Below are 19,308 nucleotides of genomic sequence, written 5' to 3' on the forward strand. Positions count from 1 at the left end.
AGCATGTTCGAGCTGGTGCTGCTGGCCCGCGAGGAGCAGGTCGAAGCCGTGTCGGACGCGCTGATGGAGCTGGAGGCACTGAGCGTCTCGGTCGAAGATGCCGACGCCGACACACCGGCCGAGCAGGCGCTGTTCGGCGAGCCTGACATGCCGGCACCGAAGGCCGGCTGGCAGCGCTCGACACTGCGTGCCCTGTTTCCCGCCGAGACCGCGGCGACCGAAGCTGCCACGCTGCTGCTGGCGCAGGACTGGGCGGCGGATCTGCAGGTGCAGTCCCTGCTGCCGGTGGCCGAGCAGGACTGGGTGCGGTTGACGCAGTCGCAGTTCTCACCGGTCGAGATCACGCCGAGCTTCTGGGTCGTGCCTTCATGGCACGAGGCGCCGGCGGCGGCCAGGCAGGTGATCCGCCTCGACCCGGGCCTCGCCTTCGGCACCGGCACGCATCCGACGACCCGCATGTGCCTGCGCTGGATCGCGACGCACGAAGTGGCGGTGCGTGGCCAGCGCGTGCTCGACTATGGCTGCGGCTCGGGCATCCTCGCGATCGGCGCGGCGCTGTTCGGCGCCGCAGCGATCGACGCGGTCGACATCGACCCCGCCGCGGTGCAATCGACGCGAGACAACGCACAGGCGAACGGCGTAACGCTCAACACCGGCCTGCCCGAGCTGGCCGGCAGCCCGAGCGGCGCCTACCCCCTGGTGCTGGCCAACATTCTGGCGACACCGCTGAAGCTGCTGGCACCCTTGCTCAGCGCGCATGTCGCGCGCGGCGGGCACCTCGTGCTGGCGGGCATCCTCGAGCGCCAGGCCGAGGCACTGCAAGCCGCCTATGAGCCCCTGCTTCAGCTGATGGTCACGGACCGCGAGGACGGCTGGATCCTGATGACGGCACGCCGCGCCGCTTGAGACGGGTGCGCGCGATGGCATCATCCGCGGCATGAGCCTGGCCACCCGCTGCACCTCCTGCGGCACGATCTTCCGCGTCGTGCAGGACCAGCTCAAGGTCTCGGAAGGCTGGGTGCGCTGTGGCCGCTGCCAGGAGACCTTCAACGCGCTCGAAGGCCTGTTCGATCTGGAACGAGAGGCGCCGCCGCAGCGCACGCCCAGGCCCGGCGCCACCCAATCCGTTGTCGAGGGCATGGCAGAGTTCGTCGCGAGCCAGCACCCCGGAACATCTGGCCACGGCCCGCACGCGCTGCCGGCGACCGAAGAGCACGACGCGATCGAGTCGCGCTTTCTCGCACCCCTGTCCGGCGACAGCGAGTCGGGCGAATATCCCGACTTCGCAGACGCCCGATTCCCGAGCGAACTGCCCCTCGATGCCGATGCGCACGGCGCGATGAACCCCGACAGCAACGGGATGCATGCCGCTCCACCGCCCACGCCGCCGCGAACGCCGCTGCTGCAGCGCTGGCGGGATCGGCGCGCCGCACGACAGGCCGCCGCGATGAGTTCGCTGCTGGAAGCGCCGGTCGGCGACGAAGCGGCGGCAGCTCCCGCGCCCGCCGCTGCGCCAGCGGTCGCCGGCACGCCGGGCTTCCTGCGACAGGCCGACGACGCCGCGCGCTGGCACCGGCCCCGGGTGCGGGCCTCGCTGGTTCTGGCCACCGTGCTGCTGCTCGGCACGCTGCTCACGCAGATTGCGGTGCAGTTCCGCGATGCCTTTGCCGCCCAATGGCCGCAGGCGCGGCCCACGCTCGAGACGCTGTGCGAGGTGATGGACTGCCGCATCGAACCGTTGCGGCGCCTGTCGGCCATCACCGTCGAGTCGAGCGGATTGACGCAGGTCGAGGGGAGCGAAGCCTACCGTCTGAGCCTGACGCTGCACAACCGGGGGCAGGTCGATATCGCGCTGCCCTCGGTCGATCTCAGCCTGACCGACAACAGCGGCGCACTGATCGCGCGGCGGGCACTGGCACCGACCGATTTCCGCACCACACCGGGCGATGGGTCTGCGGGCACGGCTCTCGCACCCGGCTCGGAAAGCCCGATGCAGGCGCTGCTGGCGGCGCGCGGCGCACGCGTCAGCGGCTACACGGTCGAGCTGTTCTATCCCTGAGCCGGTCGCCTTTCACGCGACCTCTTTCTTCACCCTTGCGGAGTTGCCATGCCGGCCCTGATCTGCGGTTCGCTCGCGTTCGACACCATCACCACCTTCCCCGGGCGCTTCGCCCAGCAGATCCTGCCCGAGCAGATCCACATCCTGAACGTGTCCTTCCTGGTGCCCACCTTGAAGCGCGAATTCGGTGGCTGTGCCGGCAACATCGCCTACACGCACCAGCAACTCGGCGGCGAACCGATCGTGATGGCGACCGTCGGCGCCGATGGCGACGGCTATCTGCGGCGTCTCGATGACTGGGGCGTGAGCACCGAGTTCGTGAAACGCATCGACGAGAGCTACACGGCGCAGGCCATCATCATCACCGACCAGGACAACAACCAGATCACCGCCTTCCACCCCGGCGCCATGCAGTTCGCGCAGCGCACCGCGGTGCCGCAGCGCGATGACCTCGCGCTCGCCATCGTGGCGCCGGACGGCCGCGACGCGATGGTCGAGCATGCCCAGCAGTTGCACGGCGCCGGTGTCCCGTTCATCTTCGATCCGGGCCAGGGCTTGCCGATGTTCGACGGCGCCGAGCTGCGTCGCTTCATCGAGCAGGCCAGCTGGGTGGCCGTGAACGACTACGAGGCCAGGATGCTGTGCGACCGTACCGGCCTGAGTCTCGAGCAACTGTCGCGCTCGCACCTGCGCGGCGTTTTCGTCACGCTCGGCGCCGAAGGCTGTGAGGCGTGGGAGCAAGGCCGGATGCAGCGCATCGCCGGCGTGGCCGCCACCGCAGTGGTCGACCCTACCGGCTGTGGCGATGCCTTCCGCGGCGCGCTGCTCTACGGCCTCGAGCGCGGTTGGTCGCTGGCGCGCTGCGCCGAACTGGGGAACCGCGTCGGCGCACTGAAGATTGCCTGCGCCGGGCCGCAGAACCATCGCATCGATCGGGCCGCACTCGGACTCTGAATCGGCATCGAGCGTGCCGTAGTGCACGGTCCCGACGCGGCCACTTGCGAGAGGGCGGTGCGCGAGATGGATTCACGGACGCTGTGGTGGCCGAGAGGCTATCTTTCGCATCATGCTGAGTGGCCGGCAGACGCACGGCTACCGAAGGAGTGTGCGATGACTCTCACGACCTGGTTGCTGCTGATGGGCGCTGCGCTCGCGCTGGCCGCGCTTTCGTGGCTGATGTGCGCCTGGTGGTACCGGCGCCAGTTGAGCGCGGTGCTGCAACGCCTCGAGAAGGCACGTGCCGTGGCGGGCCAGAACGCCACTCAGGCCAAGCGCCAGATCGCGCAGTTGCAGAAGGAACTGGCCGAACGCCCGGCGCTGAGCGCGGTACAGCGTGAAGCCCGCGACAAGGCCGCCGACGCCGCCGCACGCAAGCAGGAGCTTGCAGCGAACCTGGACCGCGGCCGACTCGTGACGGCACTGCCTGCCAACGGCTTCGCCGACACCCAACCCCTGTAGGTTGTTCGCGCACCACCACCTGCGCGACGCCCATGAAAAAGCCCGGCCGAAGCCGGGCTTTCAAGTTGTCGAGCCGATCCGTCAGGGCTTGGTGCCCGTCGGGAAAGGCCAGGCCGCTTGCGGGCTGAGCGTGGTCTTTGCTGCCGGGGCTGCAGGCGCAGCAGGGGCGGCGGGAGCCTTCTTCGCAGCCGGCTTCTTCGCGGCTTTCTTCGCAGCCGGCTTCTTGGCGGCCTTCTTCGCGGCAGGCTTCTTCGCCGCAGCCTTCTTCGCAGGGGCCTTCTTTGCCGCTGCCTTCTTGGCCGGAGCCTTCTTCGCCGCCGCCTTCTTGGCCGGAGCCTTCTTCGCCGCCGCCTTCTTGGCCGGAGCCTTCTTCGCTGCCGCCTTCTTGGCCGGAGCCTTCTTGACTGCAGCCTTCTTCGCCGGGGCCTTCTTGGCCGCGACCTTCTTCGCCGGGGCCTTCTTGGCCGCAGCCTTCTTCGCAGGGGCCTTCTTAGCGGCCGGTTTCTTCGCAGTTGCCATCACGATTCTCCTTGATCAAGTTGCAAAGAGCACTGCGCCGTTCGATACGGCACAGCGATTCACTGCCCAGGGGGCTGCCTTGGAGAGACGCTCCGGTGCAGTGAATGGGGTCGTGGGCAATGCGATGACGCTTCTCATGTCGCCAGTCGTCTCACCCACAGATCTTGATTCGTTGTCGTTCCTTCTTTTTCGGGACCCGAGCGCAACGCGCACGAGCAGCTTCAATCCCAGGAGAGCGCGCCACCGGATTGGTATTCGATGACACGCGTCTCGAAGAAATTGCGCTCCTTCTTCAGGTCGATCATTTCACTCATCCACGGAAACGGGTTTTCCTCGTTCGGGAAGAGCTCCTCGAGGCCGATCTGCGTCGCGCGCCGGTTCGCGATGTAACGCAGATAGCCCTTGAACATGGACGCGTTCAGACCCAGCACGCCGCGCGGCATGGTGTCTTCGGCGTAGCGGTACTCCAGTTCGACGGCCTGCATGAACAAGGCCTTGATCTCGGCCTTGAACTCGGCCGTCCACAGCTGCGGATTCTCGAGCTTGATCTGGTTGATCAGGTCGATGCCGAAATTGCAGTGCATCGACTCGTCGCGCAGGATGTACTGATACTGCTCGGCCGCACCGGTCATCTTGTTCTGCCGACCGAGCGCCAGGATCTGGGTGAAGCCCACGTAGAAGAACAGGCCCTCCATCAGGCAGGCGAAGACGATCAGCGACTTCAGCAGCGTGCGATCGTTCTCGGGTGTGCCGGTGTGGAAGTGCGGGTCCATGATCGCGCCGATGAAGGGGATCAGGAACTCGTCCTTGTCGCGGATCGACTTGACCTCGTTGTAGGCGTTGAAGATCTCGCTCTCGTCCAGACCCAGCGACTCGACGATGTACTGGTAGGCGTGGGTGTGGATCGCTTCTTCGAAAGCCTGGCGCAGCAGGAACTGCCGGCACTCGGGCGCCGTGATGTGCCGGTAGGTGCCGAGCACGATGTTGTTCGCGGCGAGCGAATCGGCCGTGACGAAGAAGCCGAGATTGCGCTTGATGATGCGGCGCTCGTCTTCGGAAAGACCATTGGGATCCTTCCAGGTCGCGATGTCGCGCGACATGTTGACCTCTTGCGGCATCCAGTGGTTCGCACAGGTAGCGAGGTACTTCTCCCACGCCCACTTGTACTTGAACGGCACCAGCTGATTCACATCGGTCTGGCCGTTGATGATGCGCTTGTCGGCGACGTTGACGCGGCGAGCACCGCCCGTCGCAGGCGTCGCGACAGCGACCGGCGGCGCATCGAACATCGACGCGACCGGCACTGAAGGCATGGAGGAAATCAGGGATGACGAGTCTGTGGCCCGTGCATCGCGCAGCGATGAGGGCGGGGTGTGATGCGTCGCAGTGGAGGCGGAACGAGCGTCGTCTTCCCAAACCAGCATGGTGTACTTCCTGTGAAGTGAATTATCGGAGTGTTGTGTTCAAACACCAAGCACTTGTTGACATCGCGGCGCTGAAGTTGTTGCGGTCGTGCATCGCCAGCGAGCTCGCACGACCGCATGGCGCGCTAGCGAATCACTGACATGCCTCGCACGTCGGGTCGTCGATCGCGCAGAACTTCACGTCGGTCGCTGGTGCATTGCGTGTCGCTTCGACCTGCGACTTCGCCGCCGCCGAGACGGCATCGATGCCGCTGCTGCCGCTCGACACCGCATTCATCTGGCCGGCCTTCACCGTCGACTTCTCGGCGTGCGTGGCACCGACAGTGCGCAGGTAGTAGGTGGTCTTCAGGCCACGCTGCCATGCGAGCTTGTAGGTGTCGTCGAGCTTCTTGCCGGAGGCGCCTGCCATGTAGATGTTCAGGCTCTGCGCCTGGTCGATCCACTTCTGGCGCCGCGACGCGGCCTCGACCAGCCACATCGGCTCGACCTCGAACGCCGTGGCATAGAGCGACTTCAGATCCTCGGGCACGCGATCGATGCGGCGCAGCGATCCGTCGAAGTGCTTCAGGTCCATCACCATCACGTCGTCCCACAGACCCAGCTTCTTCAGGTCGCGCACCAGGTACTCGTTGATGATGGTGAACTCCCCCGACAGGTTGGACTTGACCGAGAGGTTGCTGAACGACGGCTCGATCGAGGCGTCCACGCCGATGATGTTGGAGATGGTCGCCGTCGGCGCGATCGCCACGCAGTTGGAGTTGCGCATGCCGTGCTGCTGGATGCGCGCACGCAGCGCATCCCAGTCGAGCGTGGTGGAGCGGTCGACTTCCACGTAGCCGCCGCGCTCTTTCGCCAGCAGGTCCAGGCTGTCGAGCGGCAGGATGCCGCGATCCCACAGCGAGCCCTTGTAGCTGGAGTAGCGGCCGCGCTCCTCGGCCAGCTCGGTCGAGGCCCAGTAGGCGTGGTAGCACACCGCCTCCATCGACTGGTCGGCGTACTCGACCGCCTGCTGCGACGCGTAAGCGATGCGCAGCTGGTAGAGGCTGTCCTGGAAGCCCATCACGCCCAGTCCGACCGGGCGGTGGCGCAGGTTGGAGTCGCGCGCCTTCTTGACCGCGTAGTAGTTGATGTCGATCACGTTGTCGAGCATGCGCATTGCCGTCGACACGGTCTTCCTCAGCTTGGCGTGGTCGATCTCGAGGCCTTCGGCACCACGCACCAGGTGCTGGGCGAGGTTGACCGAGCCCAGGTTGCAAACCGCGATCTCGCCGCCGTTGGTGTTCAGCGTGATCTCGGTGCACAGGTTCGACGAGTGCACCACGCCAACGTGCTGCTGCGGCGAGCGGACGTTGCAGGCGTCCTTGAACGTGATCCAGGGGTGGCCGGTCTCGAACAGCATCGACAGCATCTTGCGCCACAGGTCCTTGGCCGGCACGCGCTTGTAGAGCTCGATCTCGCCGCGATCGACCTTGTGCTCGTAGGCGGTGTAGGCCTGCTCGAAGGCCGCACCGAACTTGTCGTGCAGGTCGGGGCAGGTGCTGGGCGAAAACAGCGTCCAGTCGCCGCCTTCCATCACGCGCCGCATGAACAGGTCGGGCACCCAGTTCGCGGTGTTCATGTCGTGCGTGCGGCGGCGATCGTCACCGGTGTTCTTGCGCAGTTCCAGGAACTCCTCGATGTCGAGGTGCCAGGTCTCCAGGTAGGCGCAGACCGCGCCCTTGCGCTTGCCGCCCTGGTTGACCGCCACGGCCGTGTCGTTGACAACCTTCAGGAACGGGACGACCCCCTGCGACTCGCCGTTCGTGCCCTTGATGTGGCTGCCCAGCGCACGCACCGGCGTCCAGTCGTTGCCCAGGCCGCCGGCGAACTTGGAGAGCAGTGCGTTCTCCTTGATCGCCTCGTAGATGCCGTCGAGGTCGTCGGCCACGGTCGTCAGGTAGCAGCTCGACAGCTGCGAGCGGCGCGTGCCGCTGTTGAACAGCGTCGGCGTGCTCGACATGAAGTCGAAGCTGGAGAGCACCTCGTAGAACTCGATCGCACGCGCTTCGCGGTCGACCTCGTTGAGAGCGAGACCCATCGCCACGCGCATGAAGAAGGCCTGCGGCAGCTCGATGCGGGCCTTGCGCACGTGCAGGAAGTAGCGGTCGTACAGCGTCTGCAGGCCGAGGTAGTCGAACTGCAGGTCGCGGTCCGCCTCGAGCGCTTCACCGAGCCGGCGCAGGTCGTACTGCATCAGCCGCTCGTCGAGCAGTTCGGCTTCCACGCCCTGCTTGATGAAGCCCGGGAAGTAGTCTGCGTAGCGCTGGCGCATCTCTTCGTGCAGAACCTCGCCGCCGAGGATCTCGCGGCGGATCGTGTGCAGCAGCAATCGTGCGGTCGCGCGCGTGTAGGCCGGGTCCTTCTCGATCAGCGTGCGGGCCGCCAGGATCGCCGCCTTGTAGACCTCGTCGATCGGCACGCCGTCGTACAGGTTGCGCTGCGTCTCGGCGAGGATCGGCCCCGCCTGCACTTCGGCGCCGAGGTTCGCACAGGCCGACTCGACCAGCGCGCGCAGCCGGGCGGTGTCGAGCGGAACGCGCTGGCCGCCATCGATCACGTGCAGCGCAGGGGTCGGCGCGGCCGGGGCAGCGCCCTGCTTCGCACGCTCCTGCGCGCGACGCTCGCGGTACAGCACGTAGGCCCGCGCGATCTCGTGATGCCCCCCGCGCATCAGCCCGAGTTCGACGGCGTCCTGGATGTCTTCGATGTGGAAGGTGCCGCCCCCCGGGCGCGACCGCAACAGTGCACGCACCACCGATTCCGTCAGGCCATCGACCATCTCTCGCACGCTCGCCGACGCCGCCCCCTGGGTGCCGTGCACCGCCAGAAACGCCTTCATCAGCGCAACGGCAATCTTGTTCGGCTCGAACGCCACCACCGCTCCGTTGCGCCGGATGATCTGGTAACCCGCATAGGCCGAGCTGCCTGTGGCAGCGCGCGAAGAGGCAGGGGCGGCGAGAGCACCGCTGGGAAGGGCGGCAGCCGGAGCGCTGGAGGTGACTGATTGCATGGATTCCCTTTCGGTTCTTGTGAAATGACGGTATTCGCGGTGGACAGACGGAACACGGTTCGGCCCCGCCACGTCGCCCGGGTTCAGCCCTCTCGGAGCCGACGCGTCCCGGACAGGACACCCCGTGTCATGCCATCCGCCGGAACGGCGCTGCGGACGAAGCGCCGGGCTCTGCGACGCCGCCCCGGCAGGGCGGCAACGAGGTCGATGTTCACGCGAAGGAGACCCCGGAACGTGCTCGGCTCAGGCAAGACGGGAAGGCATCGGCACACTATATCTAGGGCATTGCGCCTCTACAAGCACTATATGTAGCGTGTCACGACTTGAAACGGGAGGAGGCCGATTGGTGCTTCGCAGGCAGGCCGCATCAACGCTCGCTCGTGCCCGCGACGACCGCGCCGCGCTTGAGCAAACGCCACAAACGGCCCGCAAGCCCGCACGAAATCTGCCTCGCCGCCGTGCGGCGCGGCGGCCGCTTCAGCGCGTGGCCAGCGCACCCTTGGGAAAACACCGATCCGGCCATGCCGTCAGGGCCTGCAACCGCACCCAGTCGAAACCCGCACCGGGATCGAGCTTGCGGCCGGGAGCGACATGTTCGTGACCGGCCACGTCGCACAGCGGGTGCCGCTGCGCGAGCTCATGCAGCAGCACGGCCAGCTGCTCGTACTGCGGCGACTCGAAGGGGTCGCCTTCGAGCCCTTCGAGTTCGATGCCGATCGAGTAGTCGTTGCAGTTCTCGCGGCCCTGCCACACCGAGCGTCCGGCGTGCCAGGCACGCTGTGTCGTCGGCACGAACTGCAGCAACTCGCCGTCACGCCGGATCACGAAATGCGATGACACCTCGAGCCCGCGGATCTGCTGGAAATACGGATGGGCATCCCAGTCGAGCGTGTTGGTGAACAGTCGCTCGATCGCGTCGCCGCCGTACGTCCCGGGCGGCAGGCTGATCGAGTGGATCAGTGCGAGCGTGACCTCCACGTCCTGCGGCCGCGGACCGTGATTGGGTGAATCGACGCGGCGCGCCGCCGACCACCAGCCGCCGTGCCAGTGCAACGCGTTCAGCGTCACGGCCGCGCCGAATCCGCGGGGACCTCGCCGTCGGCTTCCTCACCACCGACGCCGACCGACACGCCGTGCTCGGCCACCATCACGCCGAGACGGGCCATGCGATAACGCATCTGCCGCAAGGACAGACCGAGACTGGCACCCGCCGCCGTCCGGTTGAACCGGTAGCGTTCGAGCGCGCGCACGAGGATGTCACGCTCGACCCCGTCGAGAAAGGCCGCGAGGTCGTCCGGCAGCGGCGCCGGGGCCGCGCTCGGCGGCACATCGACCATGCTCGGCGGCGCGGCCTCGGCCTGCAGTGCCGCCAGCTCGGCACGCCCGCTGTCGCTGAACGCCGCCTCGGGCAGGTCGAGGTCACCCACGTCGATCAGGTCGCCATCGCACAAGGCGACGGCGCGGTGCAGCAGGTTCTCGAGCTCGCGCACATTGCCGCCGAAGGGATAGCGCAGCAGATAGGCCAGCGCTTCACGCGTCAGCCGTGGCGGCGGGCTGACGCCGGCGTCGGCAGCAATGCGCTCGAGCACCCGCTCGCAGATCGCCGGCAGGTCCTCGAGCCGCTCTCGCAGCGGCGGCACGCGGATCTGGATCACGTTGAGCCGGTAGTACAGATCCTGGCGAAAGCGCCCCGACTGGACGTCGGCCGCGAGGTTCTTGTGCGTGGCACTCAGGATGCGCACGTCCAGCGGCGTCTCGGCGGTCGCACCCACCGGCCGCACCGAGCGCTCCTGGATGGAACGCAGCAGCTTGCTCTGCATCGACAGCGGCAGGTCGCCGATCTCGTCGAGGAACAGCGTGCCGCCGCGCGCGGCCTGGAAGAAACCGTCGCGGTCTTCGTTCGCGCCGGTGAAGGCCCCCCGGCGATAGCCGAAGAACTCGGCCTCCAGCAACTGCTCGGGAATCGCCCCGCAATTCACCGCAATGAAGGGCTGGTTGCGGCGCGCGCCGCTGTCGTGGATCGCACGCGCCACCAGCTCCTTGCCGGTGCCGGACTCGCCGTGCACCAGCACCGGCGCCATGCTGCGCGAGACTTTCTCGATCAGCGAACGCACCTGCTGCATCGCCGCCGAATTGCCCGCCATCCGCGCCAGCGCACCCGTGGGCACCGCCGCTGCCGCGGGGCCGACGACGATGGTCGGCACGGGCCGCACAGCGCCCGTGGCGCGTGAGGGCCGCACGGCGCCGCTCTCCGAAGGCAGCTGATCGGGTTGCACGGTCGGGCCGCTGGCCGCCGCACGGCCGAGCGCAGAGGCCACGACGCTGCGGAACAGCTTCAGGTCTACCGGCTTGGTCAGGTAGTCGTAGGCGCCGGCCTTCAGCGCCTCGACGGCGCTTTCGGCCGAGCCGTAGGCCGTGATGACGATGGTCTTCTCGCGCCGCCCGGCCTCCTCGAGGCGGTGCAGCAGGTCCAGACCGCTGCCGTCGGGCAGGCGCATGTCGGTGATCACGGCGCTGAAGGTGCGGTCGCTGAGTTGGGCCCAGGCGTCCTCGACACAGGCGGCCGTCTCGATCTCGTATCCCTCGCGCAGCAGCGTCAACTCGTAGAGCGTGCGCAGGTCCGGTTCGTCGTCGACCACCAGCAGGCTGAAATGCGACGGCGGACTCATGTCCTTCCCCCCGGCGCTGCATCCCACCGTCCCGAAGAGGGCTCGCCCGACGCCGGGCTCGAATCGCTTGGCACTGAACTTCTCATGCGTTGAAGTGGAGCCGGGATTCGCCGTCCGGAAGCAGCACGCGCCGCATGGCGACCGAGAACACGTTGCGGTGGCGCTCCGGCGCGCCGCGCGAGCTGTAGTCGATGCTGGCACCGTAGCGCTCACACAGCTCACGGCAAATATACAGGCCCAGCCCGGTGCCTCGGCTGCGGGTCGAGAAGAAGGGCTCGAACAGGTAGCGCTCGACTTCGGGCGCGATCGGCGCGCCATCGCTCGCCACGGTCAGCAGCGCCCGGCTGTCGCCGGCCGCCGTCAGCCGCAGGTGCACCGCGCCGGGCGCCCGGCTGCCATGGCGCAGCGCATTGTCGAGCAGGTTCACCAGCACACGGCGCAGATGTTCGCCATCGAACACCACTCCCAGCGGCTCGGCGGGCAGCTCGACCCGCAGCACACCGTCCGCCCCGAGCGGCAGCTGCGCGGTGCGCGCCCACTCGCCGCAGATCGTCGCCACCTGCAAGGCCGCGTCCAGCGGCGCCGGCTCGGGGACGAGGCCCGGTGCGACTTCCATCACGTCGTCGACGATGCGCTTCAAGCGCTCGGCGTTCTCGCCCACCATGCGCGTGAGCTGGATTTGCTGGGCAGTGGTCGCATCCTCGGCCAGCAGGGCGTTGGCCTGCATGATCGCCGCGAGGGGATTGCGAATCTCGTGCGCGATCCCGGCCGAAACGCGCCCCATCGCCGCCAGCTTCTCCTGGCGCACACGCGCCTGCACCGTGCGCAGGTCTTCGAGGAAGAGCACGCAGTAGTCTTCCGGCGCGCCCGTCTCGCGACGCCGCGTGAAACGCACACGCAGCCGCAGCTGTCGCGGCCCCATGTCGCTGCCGCCGATGCGAGGCAGCACCACGTCGCGCCCGCCTTCGGGCCAATGCCCTTCGGCGAACGCGCGATCCACCGCCCGCACCAGCGGCTCCCAGGCCGGCACGCCGGTCAGGGAAAAACTGTCGGGCGTGCTGACCAGCGGTTCGTCGAGCAGGTTGCGCGCGGCCGGGTTCGCGGCCCGCACGCGACCGCGCCGATCGACCACCATCACCCCGTCCTGCATCTCTTCGAGCACGAGCCGGTTCAGCTGCGCCTGCTGGCGGGCCAGCTCGAGGCTGCCGCGCGCCGTCAGCTCCTCGCGCGCGAGGCGCCCGGACAGCTCGCCCGCCATCAGACCAACGACGAACAGTCCGACGCCTGCCAGGCCGGCCTGGGTCAGCTGCAAGGTCGCCTCGCCGGTGGCGTCCACGCTCAGGCCGGCAGCGACCAGCAGCACCAGCGTGCACGCAGCAGCCACGCCGAGCGCCTGCAGGCGCGGCGTCAGCACGCCGGCCATCAGCACGGGCAGCACGAGCAAGGCCGAGTAGTTCAGCACGCCGCCGCCCGCGAGCAGGTGCAGAGCACCGAAGGTCAGCATGTCGACGCCGATCGTCGCCAGCCATTGCCGGCGCCGCAGACGCATCTGCAGGGCCGGTTGCACGGGACCGAGCAGGTTGGGCAGCACCCACAGCACCAACGCCGCCATCGCATACAGGGAACACAGCGTGAGGACCAGTTCGCGCTGCGGTCTCGGGCTCAGCCAGGTGATGGCCACTTCGGTGGCCAGCAGCGCCAGACCGAGCACGGCCCGCGATGCGACGAAAGCCCGGTAGAGCCGGTGCACGGCACTCTGGCCCGATCCGGCGATGCGCCGCGCCTGACGCGACAGGAAGCGTGAGTCGGCGGCGTCGGTCTCGCGCCATTCACCGCGGTCGAAGCGCGAGTGGGCCGCATCGTCGTCCCCCGGCGAGCCGAGATCCATCGGCCCGAACCACGAAGCCTCGGCCGCCGCGGCAGCGCGACGACGGCCCGTTCCGGTCGTGCCCAACATCAGCGCGAGTCGCCGTGGGCGAGGCGGTGCGCTTCGCTGCAGTAGAGACCCTGCGTGCCGGCCACGGCCTCGGCGCGCGGCAGGTGCACGCCGCAGTGCGCGCACTCGATCATGGCCTGCGGCTTGCTGCCGCCCTGATCGGCAGGATGCGGCGGGCGCGCGGCGCGCGGGCGGGACCGGGCCAGCCACAACACGGCCACGATCACCAGCAGCAGGACCAGGTACTTCATGCGCAACGCCCCATCGAAGTGAACGTCCGGCCTGCTCTCACACGGCGCGGTGGAGAACGACCTCCAGCACGAAGCGCGACCCGACATAGGCGAGCAGCAGCAGCATCGCCCCCACGTACAGCCAGCGCGTCGCCAGCCGGCCGCGCCAGCCGAAGGCGCGGCGTCCGGCGAGCAAGGCCGCGAACACGCCCCAGGCGAGCACGGAGAACACGCTCTTGTGATCCCAGTGCCACGGGTCGGCGAACCACCATCCGAGCAGCAACGTGGCCGACAGCACCACGAAACCGGCGGCAACAAAACGGAAGGTCAGCTTCTCGAGCCGCAGCAGCGGCAGCCCCGGCGACGATGCCGGCGCCACCTCGCCGGCCGCCGGCTTGCCGCGCAGGCGCCGCTCGGCGCGCCGCAGCAGTGCCGCATGCAGCAGCGCAACGCCGAAGAGACCGTAGGACGCGATACCGAGCACCCAATGCAACGGCGCCCAGGGCGAGCCGGCGTGGGGCCTCAGTTCTCCCGGGAATACCAGCGTCAGCATCACCGCCACAGCGCCCAGCACGGCGAGCGTGCGCCGCACGCCGGCCAGCGGCACGAAGCGGCTTTCGATCGCATAGACCGCCAGCACCAGCCACAGCGTCACCGACAGCACCGGCGCGAAACCGAAGCGCGCGCCGGGCTGGGGTTCGCCGATCCCTGCAGCGTGCAGGCCGATGGCCAGGCCATGGCCCATCCAGCCGACGGCCAGCGCGATGCCCAGCCAGGCGGCCTCGCGCTTGAATGCCGCCACGAGGTAGGCGAGCAGGGCCACCAGGCTCGTGGCAGCCAGCGGCAGCAGGCTCGCAGCAGAGGCGCCGGGCGATAAAATCATGCTGCGCAGTGTACGTTCGCGCTCCTGCCGTGCAGGCTTGCGCGCCGGCCTTGCGCCGCAGCTGCGCACTGCCCCGTTGCGCGGTACCAACCCGAGACCTCCCATGGCATCCGCCCTTTCCGAACGCCTGAGCCGACTGGTCAAGACCATGCGCGGCCAGGCCCGCATCACTGAAGACAACGTGCAGGACATGCTGCGCGAGGTGCGCATGGCGCTGCTCGAGGCCGACGTCGCACTGCCGGTGGTGCGCGACTTCATCGCCCGCGTGAAGGAGAAGGCGCTGGGCCAGGAGGTGGTCGGCTCGCTGTCGCCGGGGCAGGCGCTGGTGGGCGTGGTGCACAAGGAGCTGGCCGCGACCATGGGCGCCAGCGGCGTGGCCGAACTGAACCTCGCGACGCAGCCGCCCGCGGTGATCCTGATGGCCGGCCTGCAAGGCGCTGGCAAGACCACGACCACCGCCAAGCTGGCCAAGTACCTGATCGCGCGCAAGAAGAAGGTGCTCACGGTGTCGGGCGACGTCTACCGGCCGGCAGCGATCGAGCAGCTCAGGACCGTCACGCAGCAGGCCGGCGCGGAGTGGTTCCCGTCGCAGGCCAGCGACAAGCCGGTCGACATCGCGCTCGCCGCCGTGGACTACGCGAAGAAGCATTTCTTCGACGTGCTGCTGGTCGACACCGCCGGCCGCCTGGCGATCGACGAGGCGATGATGGCCGAGATCCGCGCACTGCACGCCGCGCTCAAGCCGATCGAGACGCTGTTCGTCGTCGACGCGATGCAGGGGCAGGACGCGATCAACGTCGCCAAGGTGTTCAAGGAAGCGCTGCCGTTGACCGGCATCGTGCTGACCAAGCTCGACGGCGACTCGCGCGGCGGCGCCGCACTGAGCGTGCGTCAGGTGACCGGCGCACCGATCAAGTTCGCCGGCGTGTCCGAGAAGATCGACGGCCTGGAGCCGTTCGATGCCGAGCGCCACGCCGGGCGGGTGCTCGGCATGGGCGACATCCTGGCGCTGGTCGAGCAGGTGCAGCAGGGCATGGACCTGCAGGCGGCACAGAAGCTCGCCGACAAGGTGAAGTCGGGCTCGGGCTTCGACCTGGATGACTTCCTGTCGCAGATCTCGCAGATGAAGAAGATGGGCGGGCTGTCGGGTCTGATCGACAAGCTGCCCGCGCAGATGACCGGCGGCAAGACGCCGCAGCTCGGCGCCGCCGACATGGACCGCGCCGAGCGCGACGTGCGCCGCATGGAAGGGATCATTCGCTCGATGACGCCGCTCGAGCGGCGCAAGCCCGAACTGCTCAAGGCCAGCCGCAAGCGCCGCATTGCCGCCGGCGCCGGGGTTCAGGTGCAGGAGGTCAACCGCCTGCTGAACCAGTTCGAGCAGATGCAGGGGATGATGAAGAAGATGAAGGGCGGCGGCATGATGAAAATGATGAAGCGCATGGGCGGCGGCGGAATGAAAGGATTTGTTCGCTAGCCCGAAAGCGTGCGTTGTTCTCTTGACGCTCTTCGGCCCCCCACTTACGTTCATCTCCGGGGTTTTGGAGGATGACGAAGATGGGCGATCCAATCGTTCTGCAGGTGCTGGCGGTGCTGCTGGCCGGCCTGATGCTGGTGGCGCTGGCACGGCGCCGTGGTGACCGTGGCCGTGGTGGCCGTGAACGCCCGGAGAGCCCGGGCCGCGACATGCGCGACAAACGCGTCGAGGCCCTCGACACCGTGGCCGCCTGGCCGCCCGAAGCGACCCGGGTGCTGACGCTGAAGGAGCGCAAGGCGCAGCTGGTGCTGCAGCAGGCGCTGCCCGAGTACACGGTGCTGGCGCAGGTGCCGCTGGCCCGTTTCATCCGCGTGCCGACCCGCAATTCCTACCATGAATGGATGCGTCGGGTCGGCCAGATCTGCGCCGACCTGGTGGTCTGCGACGCCGTGTCGCAGGTGGTCGCCATCGTCGAGGTGCGCCGCCCGCCCGGCAAGGACGGCGAACGCACCGTGCGCCGCCACGAACGCATGGACCGCGTGCTGCAACAGGCCGGCATCCGCGTCATCGTCTGGAACGAGGACGCCCTGCCGAGCATCGCGGCGGTTCGCGACCAACTGGTGAACACTTCGCAGGGCCTGCGCACCGAGGACGGCGGCGGCCATGTGCGCACCCGCCCGGCTGCGGTCATGCCGGGCGTGCTCGTGACCGAGACGGCCGGCGCCGTGACGGCACGGCAGACGACGGTGACCTTGCAGGACGTTCTGGAAGACCTCGACCGCGAAGCGGCCGACGGAGCGACGCTCGCCGAGCCCGCCCAGTCGACCTGGTTCGACGATCTGTCGTCCGCCTCGATGCCGCTCGACGCGCCGAGCCGCTGAGCTGCCGGCTCGCGTCAGTCAGCTCAGCAAGGCCTGGGCAAACTCGCGCGCGTCGAAGGTCTCCAGGTCCTCGAGCTTCTCGCCCACCCCGATGAAGTAGACCGGCACCGGCCGCAGCCCCTCGCGCTCACGCGACCACAGCGCGATGGCAGCCAGCATGCCGCCCTTGGCGGTGCCGTCGAGCTTGGTGACGATCAGGCCGGTCAGGCCCAGCACCGCGTCGAAGGACTTGACCTGCGCCAGCGCGTTCTGACCGGTGTTGCCATCGACCACCAGCAGCACCTCGTGCGGTGCGCCGTCCATGGCCTTGCCGATCGTGCGCTTGATCTTGCGCAGCTCTTCCATCAGGTGCGCCTGCGTCGGCAGGCGCCCGGCGGTGTCGGCGATCACGACATCGCAGCCGCGCGCCTGGCCGGCCTTGACGGCGTCGAAGCTCACGGCCGCCGGATCGCCGCCTTCCTGACTGACGATCTCGACGCGGTTGCGGTCGGCCCACACTGCGAGCTGCTCCTTCGCCGCAGCACGGAAGGTATCGGCCGCGGCGAGCAGCACCTTCATGCCGCCGTCGGCCAGATGACGCGTGAGCTTGCCGATGCTGGTGGTCTTGCCAGCGCCGTTGACGCCGGCAACCATGATCACCGTCGGCCGCGTCTCGCCCAGCACCAGCGGCTGATGCAGCGGCGCGAGCAGCTCGGCCACCGCGTCGATCAGCAAGGCCTTCACTGCGCTCGGCTCGGTGGCCTTGCGCTCCTTGACACGCCGCTTCAGGTCGGCCAGCAGGTGCTGGGTCGCCGGCAGGCCGGCATCGGCCATCAACAGCGCGGCCTCGAGTTCTTCGTACAGCGCGTCGTCGATGCGGGTGCCGGTGAACACCTGCGTGATCCCGGAGCCGGTGCGGCGCAGGCCGGCCTTGAGCCGCTCGAGCCAGGGGCTGCGCTGCTCGCCCGGTGCCTCGGCCACCACCACGGGCGCCGTGGGTGCTGCGGAGCTGAAAGAGGGTAGGCCGGCCTCGGAAGGCAGCGCGGGCGCCGCAGGCTCGGGGATCGGTGGTGCCGCAGCGGGCACCTTCTTCTTGAAGAAACTGAACATGTGAACAGGATTCTAGGGACCACCCGGGTGCCCCCTAGATCGCAGCCGGCGCGCACTTGGCAGCGATGGCCGCGGCGCCTGTAATGCAAGGTCCCCCGCCGGAGGCCGCCATGCCCACCGTCCGCCTCAGCCCCGCATTGCGCGCCGAGTACGAGCAGCTGTTCAACACCTGCGATCTGCGGCCCGAGCGCGCCGCCGAGGTCGAGGCACTGATGCAGCGGGTGCTGGCCAGCCAGACGCGTTACCGGCAGGTAGAGGCCGCGACCGGCGTGCCCTGGCACTTCGTCGCGGTCACGCACCAGATGGAGTCCGGCGGCCGCTTCGATCGCCACCTGCACAACGGCGACCCGCTGACCGCCCGCACGCGGCAGGTGCCGGCGGGTCGGCCGAAGGCCGGCCAACCGCCGTTCACCTGGGAGGCCAGCGCCGCCGATGCACTGGCGCTGCACGGCTTGCCGGGCAGCACCGACTGGAGCCTCGCCAGCCTGCTCTACGAGACCGAACGCTACAACGGCTTCGGCTACCGCCTGTACCACCCGCAAGTGAAGTCGCCCTACCTCTGGAGCTACTCGACGCACTACAGCGCCGGCAAGTACGTGGCCGACGGCCGCTGGTCCGACAGCGCGAAATCCGCACAGTGCGGCGCCGCCACGCTGCTGCGCCGCCTCGTCGAGCGGGGTCACATCACCTTCGTCGACCAGCCCCCGCCGACCCCGAACGACGCGCCGCTCGTCGTCGGCTACGCGGCCCGCAGGCCGACCGCAGCGGCCACGATCGAGCAGGCGATCCAGCTGCAGCGCTGGCTCAACGGCTTTGCAGGCATCTTCGTCAAGGTCGACGGTTGGCCGGGCACGAAGACCTCCGATGCCTACCGGCAGGTCACCGGGCACTTTCTGCCCGGCGATCCGAGGACAGCGCGACGGCGCGCCCGGGGCCGGCGACCGGGGGACGCTGCCTAGAATCGGGCCCATGCCCCGCACGCCTGCCGCCCGCACCGTCACGCCATCACATGCGGGCGAAGTCCGGCTGATCGGCGGCCGGTGGAAGCGCAGCAAGCTGCCGGTGCCTGCGACGCCGGGGCTGCGCCCGACGCCCGACCGCGTGCGCGAGACCCTGTTCAACTGGCTCGGCCAGGATCTGAGCGGCTGGCGCTGTCTCGATGCGTTCGCCGGCAGCGGTGCGCTGGGCTTCGAGGCCGCCTCGCGGGGCGCGACCGAGGTCGTGCTGATCGAACGCGACGCGACCCTGGTGCGCGGACTGCGCGCGGTGCAGGCCCGGCTTGACGCCCAGGCGGTGCGCATCGAAGCGGCGGACGCGCTGGCGTGGTTGCCGCGCTACGGCGGCCCGCCCTTCGACCTGGTGCTGCTCGACCCGCCCTTCGACGCCGGCCTGTTCGAGCTGGCGCTGGCCGCCGCACGCCGCGTGCTGGCCGACACCGGCTGCCTCTATCTCGAGGCCGACCACACCTTCGATGCCGCCGCGCTGAAAGCCTGCGGTTTCACGCTCTACCGGCACCTGCGCGCCGGACAGGTGCACGCGCACCTGCTGCGCCCCGCCTCCAGTGACAGCGCGGCATAAACTCGCGCACCGTCCGCTTCGCGAAGGAAAGCACGTGCCCTTCAACGCTGGCCTGA

At 68.7% G+C, this 19,308-nt stretch carries 17 protein-coding genes; 8 read left to right on the plus strand and 9 right to left on the minus strand.

Annotation, left to right across the window (positions count from 1 at the left end):
- Window positions 1-3 precede the first annotated feature (3 nt).
- The 4 genes from prmA to ACQY9S_RS13550 all read left to right on the plus strand — a co-directional run bounded on the left by prmA (window position 4) and on the right by ACQY9S_RS13550 (window position 3,517).
- Window positions 4-906, plus strand: a complete 903-nt coding sequence (prmA, locus tag ACQY9S_RS13535) for a 50S ribosomal protein L11 methyltransferase (protein WP_428425746.1) — start codon at window positions 4-6, stop codon at window positions 904-906.
- Window positions 907-937: 31 nt separating this feature from the next.
- Window positions 938-2,059 (plus strand): zinc-ribbon and DUF3426 domain-containing protein, encoded by a 1,122-nt coding sequence (locus ACQY9S_RS13540; RefSeq protein WP_428420214.1) that lies wholly within the window; start codon window positions 938-940, stop codon window positions 2,057-2,059.
- Between the two features lie 48 nt (window positions 2,060-2,107).
- Window positions 2,108-3,013 (plus strand): carbohydrate kinase family protein, encoded by a 906-nt coding sequence (locus ACQY9S_RS13545; protein ID WP_428420215.1) that lies wholly within the window; start codon window positions 2,108-2,110, stop codon window positions 3,011-3,013.
- Window positions 3,014-3,169: 156 nt separating this feature from the next.
- Window positions 3,170-3,517, plus strand: a complete 348-nt coding sequence (locus tag ACQY9S_RS13550) for a hypothetical protein (protein ID WP_428420216.1) — start codon at window positions 3,170-3,172, stop codon at window positions 3,515-3,517.
- Window positions 3,518-3,598: 81 nt separating this feature from the next.
- Here ACQY9S_RS13550 and ACQY9S_RS13555 read toward each other — a convergent pair whose 3' ends face one another.
- The 8 genes from ACQY9S_RS13555 to ACQY9S_RS13590 form a co-directional block, all read right to left on the minus strand.
- Window positions 3,599-4,036 (minus strand): histone H1-like DNA-binding protein, encoded by a 438-nt coding sequence (locus tag ACQY9S_RS13555; protein ID WP_011830788.1) that lies wholly within the window; start codon window positions 4,034-4,036, stop codon window positions 3,599-3,601.
- A gap of 221 nt (window positions 4,037-4,257) precedes the next feature.
- The gene (locus tag ACQY9S_RS13560) at window positions 4,258-5,460 is read right to left on the minus strand and encodes a ribonucleotide-diphosphate reductase subunit beta (RefSeq protein ID WP_428420217.1); all 1,203 of its coding nucleotides are present in this window, start codon (window positions 5,458-5,460) and stop codon (window positions 4,258-4,260) included.
- A 133-nt stretch (window positions 5,461-5,593) separates the two neighbouring features.
- Window positions 5,594-8,509: a ribonucleoside-diphosphate reductase subunit alpha gene (locus ACQY9S_RS13565; RefSeq protein ID WP_428420218.1), complete on the minus strand. Its 2,916-nt coding sequence runs from the start codon at window positions 8,507-8,509 to the stop codon at window positions 5,594-5,596.
- A 477-nt stretch (window positions 8,510-8,986) separates the two neighbouring features.
- Entirely contained in the window at window positions 8,987-9,577 is a 591-nt protein-coding gene (gene ampD, locus ACQY9S_RS13570; protein ID WP_428420220.1) for a 1,6-anhydro-N-acetylmuramyl-L-alanine amidase AmpD, read from the minus strand.
- Window positions 9,574-11,178, minus strand: coding sequence for a sigma-54-dependent transcriptional regulator (locus ACQY9S_RS13575; RefSeq protein ID WP_428420222.1), 1,605 nt, complete (start codon window positions 11,176-11,178; stop codon window positions 9,574-9,576). Before ACQY9S_RS13575 ends, ampD begins: the two co-directional genes overlap by 4 nt.
- A gap of 82 nt (window positions 11,179-11,260) precedes the next feature.
- Window positions 11,261-13,135 (minus strand): sensor histidine kinase, encoded by a 1,875-nt coding sequence (locus tag ACQY9S_RS13580; protein ID WP_428420224.1) that lies wholly within the window; start codon window positions 13,133-13,135, stop codon window positions 11,261-11,263.
- Window positions 13,135-13,365, minus strand: a complete 231-nt coding sequence (locus tag ACQY9S_RS13585) for a PP0621 family protein (protein ID WP_428420225.1) — start codon at window positions 13,363-13,365, stop codon at window positions 13,135-13,137. The genes ACQY9S_RS13580 and ACQY9S_RS13585 overlap by 1 nt, the downstream gene beginning before the upstream one ends.
- A gap of 37 nt (window positions 13,366-13,402) precedes the next feature.
- Window positions 13,403-14,227, minus strand: coding sequence for a cytochrome C assembly family protein (locus ACQY9S_RS13590; protein WP_428420226.1), 825 nt, complete (start codon window positions 14,225-14,227; stop codon window positions 13,403-13,405).
- A 103-nt stretch (window positions 14,228-14,330) separates the two neighbouring features.
- Here ACQY9S_RS13590 and ffh point away from each other — a divergent pair, with 103 nt between their 5' ends.
- Window positions 14,331-15,704 (plus strand): signal recognition particle protein, encoded by a 1,374-nt coding sequence (gene ffh / locus ACQY9S_RS13595; RefSeq protein ID WP_428420228.1) that lies wholly within the window; start codon window positions 14,331-14,333, stop codon window positions 15,702-15,704.
- A gap of 80 nt (window positions 15,705-15,784) precedes the next feature.
- Window positions 15,785-16,585 (plus strand): DUF2726 domain-containing protein, encoded by an 801-nt coding sequence (locus tag ACQY9S_RS13600; RefSeq protein ID WP_428420229.1) that lies wholly within the window; start codon window positions 15,785-15,787, stop codon window positions 16,583-16,585.
- Window positions 16,586-16,603: 18 nt separating this feature from the next.
- On the opposite strand, the gene ftsY is transcribed toward ACQY9S_RS13600, so the two are convergent.
- Complete coding sequence (gene ftsY, locus ACQY9S_RS13605) at window positions 16,604-17,674, minus strand: signal recognition particle-docking protein FtsY (RefSeq protein WP_428420231.1); 1,071 nt, start codon at window positions 17,672-17,674, stop codon at window positions 16,604-16,606.
- Window positions 17,675-17,784: 110 nt separating this feature from the next.
- On the opposite strand from ftsY, the gene ACQY9S_RS13610 reads away from it, so the two are divergent.
- Window positions 17,785-18,633 (plus strand): hypothetical protein, encoded by an 849-nt coding sequence (locus tag ACQY9S_RS13610; RefSeq protein ID WP_428420232.1) that lies wholly within the window; start codon window positions 17,785-17,787, stop codon window positions 18,631-18,633.
- Between the two features lie 10 nt (window positions 18,634-18,643).
- The gene (gene rsmD, locus ACQY9S_RS13615) at window positions 18,644-19,252 is read left to right on the plus strand and encodes a 16S rRNA (guanine(966)-N(2))-methyltransferase RsmD (protein WP_428420234.1); all 609 of its coding nucleotides are present in this window, start codon (window positions 18,644-18,646) and stop codon (window positions 19,250-19,252) included.
- The last annotated feature ends 56 nt before the right edge of the window (window positions 19,253-19,308 follow it).

It is taken from the genome of Methylibium sp. (genome assembly GCF_965279545.1).
In the GTDB taxonomy this organism is placed as follows: domain Bacteria; phylum Pseudomonadota; class Gammaproteobacteria; order Burkholderiales; family Burkholderiaceae_C; genus Methylibium.

Coding starts and splice junctions, on each gene's coding strand:
- ACQY9S_RS13600 (WP_428420229.1), top strand. CDS start 15,785: ATGGGCGATCCAATCGTTCTGCAGGTGCTGGCGGTGCTGCTGGCCGGC.
- ftsY (WP_428420231.1), bottom strand. CDS start 17,674: ATGTTCAGTTTCTTCAAGAAGAAGGTGCCCGCTGCGGCACCACCGATC.
- ACQY9S_RS13555 (WP_011830788.1), bottom strand. CDS start 4,036: ATGGCAACTGCGAAGAAACCGGCCGCTAAGAAGGCCCCTGCGAAGAAG.
- ACQY9S_RS13565 (WP_428420218.1), bottom strand. CDS start 8,509: ATGCAATCAGTCACCTCCAGCGCTCCGGCTGCCGCCCTTCCCAGCGGT.
- ACQY9S_RS13560 (WP_428420217.1), bottom strand. CDS start 5,460: ATGCTGGTTTGGGAAGACGACGCTCGTTCCGCCTCCACTGCGACGCAT.
- ACQY9S_RS13585 (WP_428420225.1), bottom strand. CDS start 13,365: ATGAAGTACCTGGTCCTGCTGCTGGTGATCGTGGCCGTGTTGTGGCTG.
- ACQY9S_RS13580 (WP_428420224.1), bottom strand. CDS start 13,135: ATGTTGGGCACGACCGGAACGGGCCGTCGTCGCGCTGCCGCGGCGGCC.
- ACQY9S_RS13550 (WP_428420216.1), top strand. CDS start 3,170: ATGACTCTCACGACCTGGTTGCTGCTGATGGGCGCTGCGCTCGCGCTG.
- ffh (WP_428420228.1), top strand. CDS start 14,331: ATGGCATCCGCCCTTTCCGAACGCCTGAGCCGACTGGTCAAGACCATG.
- ACQY9S_RS13540 (WP_428420214.1), top strand. CDS start 938: ATGAGCCTGGCCACCCGCTGCACCTCCTGCGGCACGATCTTCCGCGTC.
- prmA (WP_428425746.1), top strand. CDS start 4: ATGTTCGAGCTGGTGCTGCTGGCCCGCGAGGAGCAGGTCGAAGCCGTG.
- rsmD (WP_428420234.1), top strand. CDS start 18,644: ATGCCCCGCACGCCTGCCGCCCGCACCGTCACGCCATCACATGCGGGC.
- ACQY9S_RS13545 (WP_428420215.1), top strand. CDS start 2,108: ATGCCGGCCCTGATCTGCGGTTCGCTCGCGTTCGACACCATCACCACC.
- ACQY9S_RS13610 (WP_428420232.1), top strand. CDS start 17,785: ATGCCCACCGTCCGCCTCAGCCCCGCATTGCGCGCCGAGTACGAGCAG.
- ACQY9S_RS13575 (WP_428420222.1), bottom strand. CDS start 11,178: ATGAGTCCGCCGTCGCATTTCAGCCTGCTGGTGGTCGACGACGAACCG.
- ACQY9S_RS13590 (WP_428420226.1), bottom strand. CDS start 14,227: ATGATTTTATCGCCCGGCGCCTCTGCTGCGAGCCTGCTGCCGCTGGCT.